The sequence below is a fragment of the Pseudomonas sp. TH04 genome, from assembly GCF_016651355.1.
GTDB classification, from domain to species: Bacteria; Pseudomonadota; Gammaproteobacteria; order Pseudomonadales; family Pseudomonadaceae; genus Aquipseudomonas; species Aquipseudomonas fluorescens.
In genome coordinates this window covers 5233794-5245358 of sequence record NZ_JAEKEA010000001.1, presented here as the reverse complement: position 1 = coordinate 5245358, position 11565 = coordinate 5233794, and the positions used below count along the sequence as shown (strand labels likewise).

11 protein-coding genes are annotated in these 11565 nt (G+C 57.8%); 2 read left to right on the top strand and 9 right to left on the bottom strand.

The features are described from left to right. Positions 1-8: 8 nt before the first annotated feature. Positions 9-752: a uroporphyrinogen-III C-methyltransferase gene (gene cobA / locus JFT85_RS23670; protein ID WP_069551491.1), complete on the top strand. Its 744-nt coding sequence runs from the start codon at positions 9-11 to the stop codon at positions 750-752. A 60-nt stretch (positions 753-812) separates the two neighbouring features. Here the strand turns inward: cobA and JFT85_RS23665 are convergent, their stop codons facing one another. The 8 genes from JFT85_RS23665 to ppsA form a co-directional block, all read right to left on the bottom strand. After that, positions 813-1796, bottom strand: a complete 984-nt coding sequence (locus tag JFT85_RS23665) for an OmpA family protein (RefSeq protein ID WP_053257473.1) — start codon at positions 1794-1796, stop codon at positions 813-815. A 107-nt stretch (positions 1797-1903) separates the two neighbouring features. Continuing rightward, on the bottom strand, positions 1904-2494 hold the full coding sequence (gene sigX / locus JFT85_RS23660; protein ID WP_053257474.1) for an RNA polymerase sigma factor SigX: 591 nt from the start codon (positions 2492-2494) through the stop codon (positions 1904-1906). Between the two features lie 87 nt (positions 2495-2581). Beyond that, complete coding sequence (locus JFT85_RS23655; protein WP_003175519.1) at positions 2582-3406, bottom strand: mechanosensitive ion channel family protein; 825 nt, start codon at positions 3404-3406, stop codon at positions 2582-2584. A gap of 2 nt (positions 3407-3408) precedes the next feature. Next, entirely contained in the window at positions 3409-3654 is a 246-nt protein-coding gene (locus JFT85_RS23650) for a hypothetical protein (protein ID WP_005790375.1), read from the bottom strand. A gap of 86 nt (positions 3655-3740) precedes the next feature. Beyond that, entirely contained in the window at positions 3741-4736 is a 996-nt protein-coding gene (locus tag JFT85_RS23645) for a zinc transporter ZntB (RefSeq protein ID WP_053257475.1), read from the bottom strand. A 24-nt stretch (positions 4737-4760) separates the two neighbouring features. Next, the gene (gene rraA, locus JFT85_RS23640) at positions 4761-5252 is read right to left on the bottom strand and encodes a ribonuclease E activity regulator RraA (RefSeq protein ID WP_069551492.1); all 492 of its coding nucleotides are present in this window, start codon (positions 5250-5252) and stop codon (positions 4761-4763) included. 231 nt (positions 5253-5483) lie between these two features. After that, entirely contained in the window at positions 5484-6473 is a 990-nt protein-coding gene (locus JFT85_RS23635; protein WP_053257477.1) for an alpha/beta fold hydrolase, read from the bottom strand. A 106-nt stretch (positions 6474-6579) separates the two neighbouring features. After that, positions 6580-8955 (bottom strand): phosphoenolpyruvate synthase, encoded by a 2376-nt coding sequence (gene ppsA / locus JFT85_RS23630; protein ID WP_069551493.1) that lies wholly within the window; start codon positions 8953-8955, stop codon positions 6580-6582. Positions 8956-9133: 178 nt separating this feature from the next. Here ppsA and ppsR point away from each other — a divergent pair, with 178 nt between their 5' ends. Then, positions 9134-9952 carry a posphoenolpyruvate synthetase regulatory kinase/phosphorylase PpsR gene (gene ppsR, locus JFT85_RS23625; RefSeq protein WP_053257479.1) on the top strand — a complete coding sequence of 273 codons (819 nt, stop codon included), beginning with the start codon at positions 9134-9136 and terminating at the stop codon, positions 9950-9952. A 146-nt stretch (positions 9953-10098) separates the two neighbouring features. On the opposite strand, the gene JFT85_RS23620 is transcribed toward ppsR, so the two are convergent. Then, on the bottom strand, positions 10099-11523 hold the full coding sequence (locus tag JFT85_RS23620) for an aminotransferase-like domain-containing protein (protein WP_069551539.1): 1425 nt from the start codon (positions 11521-11523) through the stop codon (positions 10099-10101). Between the last annotated feature and the right edge of the window lie 42 nt (positions 11524-11565).

Genomic DNA, 11565 nt, shown 5'->3' with positions numbered 1-11565 from the left:
GGAAAAATATGAGCGCAAAAGTCTGGCTGGTGGGCGCAGGGCCTGGTGATCCGGAGTTGTTGACCCTAAAGGCGGTGCGGGCCCTGCACGCAGCCGATGTGGTGCTGATCGATGATTTGGTCAACCCGGCAGTGCTGGACCACTGCGTCAACGCGCGGGTAATCACCGTAGGCAAGCGTGGGGGTTGCCGTTCAACCCCGCAGGATTTTATTCATCGCCTGATGCGGCGCTATGCGCGCCAGGGCAAATGCGTGGTACGGCTTAAAGGCGGTGACCCGTGCATTTTTGGTCGAGGCGGCGAAGAGGCGACGTGGTTGCGTGAACGCGGGGTGGAGGTGGAATTGGTCAATGGGATTACAGCGGGGCTGGCGGGGGCAACGAATTGCGATATCCCGCTGACGTTGCGTGGTGTCAGCCGAGGCGTAACGCTGGTCACGGCGCATACCCAGGACGACAGCAGCCTGAACTGGCGCGCATTGGTCGAGGGTGGCACGACGTTGGTGGTGTATATGGGCGTGGCGAAACTTGAAGAGATTCGTCAGCAACTGCTGGAGGGCGGAATGGCCGCGGATATGCCGGTGGCGATGATCGAAAACGCATCGCTGCCCCAGCAGCGGGAATGTCGCAGTCATCTGGCGTCTATGCATGCGGATGCGCAGGCATTTGCCCTGAAGAGCCCGGCGATCCTGGTGATCGGGAGCGTTGCCGCCGCTGCGCAGGCGGTCCAGGTTGCAGTGTCAGCTGCCGGTTGAGGCAAATCGCAGGCGAAAAAAAGCCCGGCCTAAGCCGGGCTTTTTTCTACCACTCAGTAATTACTGAGCAGCTTGAGCTTCTACCGAGGCTTCTACGCGACGGTTGATAGCGCGGCCAGCTTCAGTTGCGTTGTCAGCAACTGGGCGGGATTTGCCATAACCAACCGAGCTTACACGGTTAGGAGCGATACCGTCTTTGACCAGAACTTGCTTGACCGCGTCAGCACGACGCTGGGACAGCTTCTGGTTGTAAGCGTCAGGACCGACGGAGTCAGTGTGACCTTCAACAACGGTGGTGGTCTGTGGGTACTGTTTCATGAAGTCAGCGAGGTTTTTCACGTCGCCGTAGCTGTTAGGCTTAACAACCGACTTGTCGAAGTCGAACTTCACGTCCAGCTCAACACGAACAACCTGAGCAACTGGAGCTTCTGGCTCTGGAGTTGGCTCTGGAGCTGGTGCTGGGGTAGGAGCTGGAGCTACTGCGCCAGCGTTACCGCCGAAGTTCACACCCAGGCCGACCAGTGCGGAGTAGTCCCACTTGCCGTTGTCCAGTGCGTAGTCAGCTTCAACGCCAGCACGTGCGAACAGGTTGTTGGTGAAGTAGTACTTCACGCCAGCGCCAGCGATAGCCAGAGTCGACTGGTCACGACCAGTGTGGCCGTCAGCAGCAACGTTGGTACGGCTCTGGTGACCGAAACCACCTTCAACGTATGGACGCAGGGAGTCAACACCGGCCTGACCGAAGTGGTACTGAGCAGTCACGCTGCCAGTGTCACCTTTGATCTTCTGGTTACCAGTACCGTCGTTCGAACGGGTGTGGTTGGTGGTGTCGTAGTTCAGGTTAACCGACACGTCGTCGGTAATGAAGTAACCGATGCTGGCGCCAGGGTTGTAGCCGTCTTCGATGTGCTTGACGCTATCGTTGAACTGCTTTTTGTAGAACAGCTGGCCTTCAACTGCGCCTTGGCCTTGTGCCAGTGCGCCGAAAGAAGTAGCGGCAATAAGAGTACCAATGGCCAAGCCCAAGGTGTTTTTCAGTTTCATCCGTTAAATCCCCATCTGGTGATTGTAAAGCAGTCCCACAAACCGGGGGACAACTCGGCGACAAGTCTAACAGAACTTGCCTACACGTAAGAGATATTTGCCACGCACTAAGTTTCAGTCTCGCCCGCAAATTTCTCACGTAATTTATCAAGAGCACGCTTGTAACGCATTTTTGTAGCACTCAAACCCATGTGCATGATGTCAGCAATTTCCTGAAACTCGAGCTCTGCGACAAATCGTAGCACCAGAATTTCACGGTCAATTGGATTCACATACACCAACCAGCGATCAAGTCCGCCCTTTTCCTCGGGTGTCGGCGCCTTTTCTTCAGACGCTTCCTCAAGGGGGTCCAGACTCAAAGCGTCCATCAAGCGACGCTTTCGCCGTTCCTTACGATACTGCGTGATGCACTCGTTGTACGTGATGCTGTAAAGCCACGTCTTGAACTTCGATTTTCCCTCGAAGTTCTTCAGCCCGTACAGCACCTTGAGCATCACTTCCTGACAGACATCGTCCGCGTCTCTATCGTTCCCTAAATACCTTGAACAAACGTTGAACAGAGTGCGTTGATACCTGCGCATCAATTCTTCATACGCGCGTGTTACGTGAAACAGCTCCGTGTGCGAGCGCGCGACCAACTCCTCATCAGAGAGCTCACGGGGGTCATAGCGCGTAGACAGCGTTTGGGCTTTATTCAAAACAAGTCGTGCCGACAGTCAGGTCAATGTCCGCTACAGCCCGGTCACCCGGGTTTGCGGCGGCGTACATTAGCAGGGTTTTCCGGGTTAGCGGCTACTGACCTGCTGCTCCAGAAGAATTCGATTGGACAGTGACACCAGGTCACCGTCATCGGTCAGCACCGTAGTCTTGACTGTACCGATCTCTTCGATTTGCCCTTCGACTTCGCCCACACGGACCTGCTGCCCTACCTGATACAGCTCGCGCACATAGATTCCCGCAAGAATCTGACCGGCAATTTCCCGGCTACCCAACCCCATGGCCAGCGCAACGGCCAGACCAACGGTAATCAAAACAATCACAATCACGTGGTTAAGAAGGTCAGTTTTGACCTCCAGCTGGCTGATCGCGACGGAAATACTGATGATGATCACCAGCCCCTGGGCGATTCGCCCCAGGCCCGCAGCGTAGTCCAAGCCCACGCCTTCAGCTGCCCCACGCACCAGCCCATTGGCCAATTGCGCCAGCAAAACGCCTACCAGCAACACCAGCGCGCCGCCGAAAACTTTCGGCAAATACAGTGCCAGCATGTCGAGCGTAGCTGAAACTCGCTCAAGTCCAAGGGATTGAGCCGCAGAAACCAGAAAAATAAGTAAAACGAACCAGTAGACGATCTTCCCGATCAGGGTAGAGATCGGTACCTGCAGCCCGGCACGGCCCAATAGTTTGGTCAAACCGGTGCCCGCCATCAAGCGATCCAGCCCAAGCTTGGCCAGTAATTTGGACAGCAAGGTGTCGAGCAACTTGGCCACGACAAACCCCAGCAATACCAGGACCAGAGCACCAAACAGGTTGGGAATGAAATTCGCCACCTTGGTCCACAATGCGGTCATCGCGGTGACCAGGCTCTGGGTCCAGAGATCAAGTTCCATATTCAATCAGCCTTATCAGCAGTGCGAGCAAGAGGTTTACGACGGGAAACCGGCGATACATGGGCCGAACCATTGTTCAGGGCCATCATCAACGCCGGCAGCCAACGACCGAGCAAACCGAACAGGTCACCCGCCCCTACCTGACGGTTGGCGGTTTTCAACACGCGGCCCAGGCACGCGTCGTCGTCACGGTTGGACGGCGACGCATTGAGCATGTCACGCAAAGACTGTTCGAACGGATCGTGCATAAAGACCTCTCGCTAGTATTTTAAAAGACGAGGGTTAAATTCTTGGGGTCACATGCGACCCTTGCTGTGTTCAGGTCATATTCAGGTCAAACCCAGCGTAATCGTCGAAATAGCCACCATTGCCCGAGCGCGACAGACACCATCATCAGGCAGGCAATCGCGAATCCATAGGGGTCACCGGCGAAGGGTATTCCACCCACATTTATACCCAGCAGACCGGTCAGAAAACTCATCGGCAGAAAGATTCCGGTGATGATCCCGAAGCGGTACATGGTGCGATTCATACGCACGCTCAAGCGCCGGTCTTCGGTCTCAAGCACAAGCCCCACGCGCTCCCGAGTCAATTCGAGCTCTTCCAGGTAACGGGTCAGGCTGTTGTTCAATTCGTTCCAATAGTCAGCATCATCATTACAGAACCACGGCAATTTGATCCGCGTCAGCTGGGCAAAAATATCCCGCTGCGGCGCCAGGAAGCGTTTCAGCCCAGCCGCCCGGCGACGGATCTGCAAAACATTGCCATGTTCCGGAGTATACCGTTCGTCGGCATCAAGTTTTTCTTCCTCGAAATCGACGATTTCGGAAAGGTCAGTCACCAAATCCTGCACTTTATGGGTCAGGTACTGCGCCATATAAAGGATGAGTTCCGACGAGGTTTTGGGGCCTTTACCTTCCGCCAATTGCACCAGCAGCTCATCGGTGGCGCGCAGCGGGCGCAGGCGCAAGGAAATCACGCGACTGGCCGCAGCAAAGATACGCACCGAGACCATGTCTTCCGGTTCAGCCCCCGGGTTGAGGTTGACCCCTCGCAGAAACAGCAGCAGTTCGTCGTCCGGCAACGGCAGCAGGCGCGGACGGGTGTTTTCTTCCAGCAACAAATCGCACGCGAACTCGCTCAAGCCGCTGGATTTACGCAGCCAGGTCTGGGTCTGGGGATGGCTACGATCCCAATGCAACCACAGGCTTTCCTGGGGCTGCAGTTGCAAATCGTCGAGCTCAGTCCGGGCAATCGAACGCGCACCGCCTTTACCGTCCAGTACCAGGGCATGCACCAACCCCCACTGCGCGTTTTCTTCCTCGAACATCCTCACCCCTATGGCTACAGCAGTTTATTCAGGCATTTTCAGCGGGCTAGGCGAGACGATCACGCCATTGTTGTCCGCATAGATGTACTCGCCGGGGCGGAACGTCACGCCCGCGAAGGTCACCACCACGTTCAGGTCGCCAATGCCGCGCTTGTCGGTTTTCATCGGGTGGGAGGCCAGTGCCTGCACGCCCAGGTCAGTTTGGGCGATGACATCGACATCGCGGATGCAACCGTAGATGACCAACCCTTCCCAGCCATTTCTTGCGGCTTTCTCGGCGATCAGGTCGCCCAGCAAGGCGCGACGCAGGGAACCACCACCGTCAACCACCAGCACTTTGCCGGTCCCCGGCTGGTCGGCCTGTTCCTTGACCAATGAGTTGTCTTCGAAGCATTTGATGGTGACGATTTCGCCACCAAAGGAGTCTCGGCCACCGAAATTGCTGAACATCGGCTCAACCACCTGCACCAAGTCCGGGTAGGCGTCGCACAAGTCGGGCGTCACGTAATGGTTCATCGAGAAACTCCTGTCGTGAAAGAAAGAGGTCGAACATCCCACGGTGTACATCAGAAAAACGCGTCGCAACAGGCAATCTTTACATGCTCCCCGTCGACGGCGGCCATGATCAAACCGATCTTGTCGCAACGCAATAGCCACTGCGCGACTGAATATGACCAGAAGCGCCTGGCGCGTCATATCTTAGCCGCAACCACACACAAGTGAAACGCCCTTGGTAGAGCGCTTGCGTCACACCGTTACGGCGACCTGCGCTTGAGCCCCGAACAAAGGTGTCAGCGGATCTTTCAACCACTGCGCCACCAACGGCCACACTTCGGCCTGGGCGGCTTTGCTGACCAGCATTTCAACATGCCCGAAATCCCCGCTAAAACCTTGCCCGCGCCCCAGGCACAGGTATTGGCGATGCTCAGAGCCCACTTGTTCGAACAGCTTGCGACACGCCCAATCCGGGTCTTGTCGATCGCCCGCAGCGCTTACCGCCAACAGCGGCACGTCGACGTCGGCCAAGCCTTTCCACCAGTCTTGCTTACCCTCGCCAAAGCGCCCGAACAGGCCATTCCAGCGCATGGCTTCGATCATCACGCCCGCCGGCTCATCCTCTGGACCGCGCTTGAGCCGGGAGCCGGAGACCTGACCAAAGCGCTTCAAGAGCAAACGTCCCGTCCACTCCAGCGGTGGAATTTTCAACGGCCAGTGGGTGCGACTGACCTGGCAGCCAAACAGCGCGACTGAGGCCACTGCCGGGGCGCCAAGGTGCTGACCACCCAGGGCTGCCGCCAGCGCGGTGCCGCCCAGGGAATGCCCGATCCAGTGCGGGATTTGCGCACTTTGCTCACGCACAAACGCCCCGATGGCCGGCAAATCGTAACGCGCATAATCGGCGACGCGGTTGCTCGCGTAGTGCTGATTGCGCTTGGAGAGGCCATGCCCGCGCATTTCCGGGATCCATACATCAAATCCCTGGCGTGCCAGGTACGCGCCCAGGCCGATGCCTTTAGGCGAGTACCAGAAGCGCCGATTGGAAAAACTGCCGTGCACTAAAATGACCGGCGTGCCCCGGTTTTCCGGGACATCCGCCAGGCCCAAACGGGTCACGGCCAACTCCACGGTGCCGTCCGGGCTGTTGCCGGGTTTGAGGCGGTACACATCTTCACTCAGGTCGCCACGACGTTCAGCACTGATCAGGGCGACGGGAAACAGGTTGCTACTGCTTTGCATAATGCTCTTGCACAAAAAAGGGCGGCGTCCGGAAGGAGTTCCGCCCTGCACAGATAAGAATGCCGGTCACCCTTGATGAGTGACCGGCACTTTTGACGTAACGACCTTATGCGGGCGCTTGGCCTTCCGCCAGGAAGAACCAGGTTTCCAGCACGGAATCGGGGTTCAGCGAGACGCTTTCGATGCCCTGCTCCATCAGCCATTTGGCCAGGTCCGGGTGGTCGGAAGGGCCTTGGCCGCAGATGCCGATGTACTTGCCGGCCTTGTTACAGGCCTGGATGGCGTTGGCCAGCAGCTTCTTGACCGCCGGGTTACGCTCGTCGAACAAGTGAGCGATGATCCCCGAATCGCGGTCCAGGCCCAGGGTCAACTGGGTCAGGTCGTTGGAGCCGATGGAGAAGCCGTCGAAGAATTCCAGGAACTCTTCGGCCAGGATGGCGTTGGACGGCAGTTCGCACATCATGATCACGCGCAAGCCGTTTTCACCGCGGCTCAGGCCGTTTTCCGCCAACAGATCAACGACTTGGCTCGCCTCACCGAGGGTACGCACGAACGGCACCATGATCTCGACGTTGGTCAGGCCCATCTCGTTGCGCACGCGCTTGAGCGCACGGCACTCAAGCTCGAAGCAATCGCGGAACGCTTCGCTGATGTAACGCGAGGCGCCGCGGAAGCCCAGCATCGGGTTTTCTTCTTCCGGCTCATAGAGCTTGCCGCCGATCAGGTTGGCGTATTCGTTGGACTTGAAGTCCGACAGGCGCACGATGACCTTTTTCGGGTAGAAGGCCGCCGCCAGGGTGCTGATGCCTTCCACCAGCTTCTCGACGTAGAAACCTACCGGGTCGTTGTAGCCGGCAATGCGCTTGTCGACGCTTTCCTTGATATCCAACGGCAGACCGTCGTAGTTCAGCAACGCCTTGGGGTGCACGCCGATCATGCGGTTGATGATGAACTCCAGGCGGGCCAGGCCCACACCGGCGTTCGGCAACTGTGCGAAATCGAAGGCACGGTCCGGGTTACCGACGTTCATCATGATCTTGAACGGCAGCTCTGGCATGGCGTCGATGGAGTTTTGCTTGATGTCGAAGCCCAACTCGCCTTCAAAAATGAAGCCGGTATCGCCTTCGGCGCAGGACACCGTCACACCTTGGCCGTCTTTCAACAGTTGCGTGGCATTGCCGCAACCCACCACGGCAGGGATGCCCAGCTCACGCGCGATGATCGCCGCGTGGCAGGTACGCCCGCCGCGGTTGGTGACGATGGCGCTCGCGCGCTTCATCACCGGTTCCCAGTCCGGGTCGGTCATGTCGGAGACCAGTACGTCGCCTGGCTGGACTTTGTCCATCTCGGACACGTCTTTGATGATCCGCACTTTGCCGGCGCCAATGCGCTGGCCGATGGCGCGACCTTCTACCAGCACGGTGCCGGTTTCTTTGAGCAGGTAACGCTCCATGACGTTGGCCGAGGTACGGCTCTTCACGGTTTCGGGGCGAGCCTGCACGATGTACAGCTTACCGTCGTCACCGTCTTTGGCCCACTCGATGTCCATCGGGCACTTGTAGTGCTTTTCGATGATCATTGCTTGCTTGGCCAATTCGCTGACTTCGGCGTCGGTCAGGCAGAAACGCGCACGTTCAGCCTTGTCGACATCAACGGTTTTCACCGAGCGACCGGCCTTGGCCTCGTCGCCGTAGATCATCTTGATGGCTTTACTGCCCAGGTTACGGCGCAGGATGGCCGGACGGCCTGCCTCAAGGGTGTGTTTGTGGACGTAGAATTCGTCCGGGTTGACCGCGCCTTGTACGACGGTTTCGCCCAGGCCGTAGGCGCCAGTGATAAACACCACGTCACGGAAACCGGATTCGGTGTCCAGTGTGAACATCACGCCAGCGGTGCCGGTTTCCGAACGTACCATGCGCTGCACGCCGGCAGACAAGGCCACCAGCTTGTGGTCGAAACCCTGGTGCACACGGTAGGAAATAGCGCGGTCGTTGAACAGCGAGGCGAACACTTCCTTGGCTGCGCGGATAACGTTTTCCACGCCGCGGATATTAAGGAAGGTTTCTTGCTGGCCGGCAAAGGAGGCATCCGGCAAGTCTTCAGCGGTGGCGGAAGAGCGCACGGCAACGGCCATGTCCGGGTTACCGGCCGACAACGTAGCGAAAGCAGTGCGGATTTCTTCGTTGAGCTTCTCGGGGAACTCGGCTTCCATGATCCATTTACGGATCTGGGCGCCGGTCTTGGCCAAAGCGTTGACGTCATCGACATCCAGGGCGTCCAGCGCGGCGTGGATCTGAGCATTCAACCCGCTCAGTTCGAGGAAATCGCGGTAAGCCTGGGCCGTGGTGGCGAAACCACCGGGCACCGAAACACCAGCGCCTGCAAGATTACTGATCATCTCGCCGAGGGATGCGTTCTTGCCCCCCACATGCTCTACATCATGGACGCCGAGCTTATCGAGGGAAACTACGTACTCTACCAAGGTGATCTCTCCACTTTCTGTGTTGGAAAAGCTCAGGACGCCGGCTGCTCAGTAGGAGCAAACGCTGACGCTTGTGGCCTGGACCTGGAAAATAAGTGAGAATGCGGCCCACTGCGGGACGGCAAAATCGCGCCTATCATATCCAAGATTCGCCATCAGCTTAAGGCCCAGGGCTCAAATGAAACGATCTGCTTTCTTTATCTCCGACGGCACCGGCATTACAGCCGAAACATTGGGTCAGAGCCTGCTCGCGCAGTTTGAAAACATTACCTTCGCCAAATTCACGCGGCCCTATATCGACAGCGTGGATAAAGCGCGGGCCATGGTACAACAAATCAATCTGGCGGCCGAAAAAGACGGTTGTCGCCCGATCATTTTCGACACCATCGTCAATCAGGATATTCGTGAGATCCTCGCGACTTCCAATGGTTTCATGATCGACATCTTCTCCACGTTCCTGGCGCCGCTGGAGCAAGAGCTGAGTGAACACTCCTCCTATTCCGTAGGAAAGTCCCATTCCATTGGGCACAACTCCAATTATATGGAGCGTATCGAGGCGGTAAACTTCGCCCTCGACAACGATGACGGCGCCCGCACTCACTACTATGACAAGGCCGACCTGATCCTGGTGGGCGTCTCCCGCTGCGGCAAGACCCCGACGTGCCTGTACATGGCCATGCAGTTCGGCATCCGCGCGGCCAACTATCCGCTGACCGAAGACGATATGGAACACCTGACGCTGCCGACCGCCCTGCGCGCGCACCAGCACAAGCTGTTCGGCCTGACCATTGACCCGGACCGCCTCACGGCCATCCGCAACGAGCGCAAGCCCAACAGCCGCTACTCCAGCTATGCCCAGTGTGAGTTCGAAGTGCGCGAAGTGGAAAATCTGTTCCGTCGCGAGAATATTGCACACATCAATTCCACGCATTTCTCGGTGGAAGAGATATCGGCGAAGATTCTCGTGGAGAAAGGCGTAGAGCGCAGATTCAAATAACCCTGAATGCCCGACAACCCCGCAATTCAAAACTGTGGGAGCGGGCTTGTTCGCGAATGCGCTGGATCAGTCAGTCAATCTGTAGAATGACACCGTGTTTTCGCGAGCAATCCCGCGCCCACATTCAGGTCGGCGTACACCCAAGCCTACAAATGAAACCTGTCCCCGCCCTGCCCCAACGCCGTCGCCAGCACATCGAACCCCGCCCGCAACAACTGATCATCGCCCGACGTATTACAAATGCTCGCCCGAATGAACTGCGGCACTGCGGTTTGCCCCACCGCAAACGCCTCGGCAGTGGCGATCAGGTAATTATTCTGCTTTAGCTCGGCCTCGATTTCCGACGCTCGCCATGGCTCCGGCACTTCAATCCAGAAATGCGGACTGTTGAGGTGGGTGCGATATTCCAGGCCGGCCAGCAGGTCGCGCACCAGGGCTTTGCGTCGGGTGATCTCATTGATTTGTTGGCGTAACAGGTATTCAGCCGTGCCGTTTTCGATCCACTGGGTCGCCAGTTCCAGGGTCACCGGTGTGGCCATCCAGCAGGTCGAGCGCAACGCTGCCGAAATACGGCTGACCAATGCCGGTGGCGCATGCACATAGCCGACACGTAGCCCGGCAGACACCGCCTTGCTCAGGCTACTGATCAAAATCGTACGCTCAGGTGCGAAAAAGCTCAGCGGTGGTGGGCGATCCTCCACCAGGACGCCGTGGGCTTCGTCTTCAAGAATCAGCAGATTGTGCTCACGGCACACCTTAACCAGAGCCTCCCGGCGTGCGACAGACAGTACCGCCGTGGTCGGATTCTGGATGGTCGGCGTGCAGTACAGCGCCGAAACCCGATGATTACGGCAGACCTCATCCAGCGCAGCGGGCAGCACGCCTTCCTCATCCATTTCCAGACCGATCAGACGTACGCCAAGCATCCGCGCAGCGGTGATCAGCCCTGGATAGGTCAGTTGTTCAGTGACCACCGTATCGCCCGCCCGCAGCAGCGCCATCATGGCGCAAAGCAAACCATGCTGGCCGCCATTGACACAGATGACCTGCTCGGGGATCGGGTGAAACTCGCGCTGCACCAGCCATTGCGCACCGGCCTCACGGTAGCGCGGCAAACCGGCGTCCGGTGTGTAGGCACTGATGTCCTGAAGGAACTTGGCGTTGGTCGACAGGGTTTGGAAGCTCTGCGCGAGAAACACCGTCTCCTGCCCAGGAATGTGCATGTTACGGCTCATATCGAAATACTGACGCGGCTCCTCGCTGACGTTGCGAAAGCCTTCATCACGCTGGCGCTCCATCCCACGCTTGCGCACGAACGTGCCGTCCCCCACCCGTGCGACGACTAACCCAAGGCGTTCCAGTTCGCCATAGGCGCGGCTGATGGTGCCGATGGTCACGCCCAGATTGTCGGAAAGAACCCGATGGGGCGGCAGTTTTCGCCCCGGCTCAATCAAGCCTTCAAGGATGCCCCGTTCCATCACATCAGACAGGCGCTTGTACTTCACGCCCTGACCGCTGGACAACCCCTCACGCATAATTGACACCATGTCAATATTTGTTTTGACAGCCATCATTCGCCCTAATAGTGTGCTTTTGCGGGTTCAATCACTGAT